The following is a 259-nucleotide window of genomic DNA, read 5'->3' as shown; positions in this document are numbered from 1 at the left end:
TGTCTCGGTCCCACCAGCGGATGTGGTGCACCTCGCAGCGGGACGCGTGCTGGTCGCACCCGTTCCAGGTGCACTGCCCGTCGCGCACGATCGCGGCGCGTCGTTGCGCGGTGGTGAACAACCGCTTGGTGCGGCCGACGTCCAGCGGGAGGCTCTCGGCGGACATGACGATCCGGGTGATGTCCGCCTCGCACAGCGCCCGGGCGAGTTCCGTCATGGGCACCGGGGTGCCGTCCTCCAGGGTCGCCGGTGCCACGGT

The 259-nt window shown here is 71.4% G+C and carries 1 pseudogene; it reads right to left on the bottom strand.

The features are described from left to right. Positions 1-217 (bottom strand): annotated as a pseudogene (locus HP550_RS00020) (HNH endonuclease); the annotation flags it as partial. Positions 218-259: the final 42 nt, after the last annotated feature.

It is taken from the genome of Cellulomonas humilata (genome assembly GCF_013359775.1).
GTDB lineage: Bacteria > Actinomycetota > Actinomycetes > Actinomycetales > Cellulomonadaceae > Cellulomonas > Cellulomonas humilata.
This window is presented reverse-complemented; position numbering and strand designations above follow the sequence as displayed.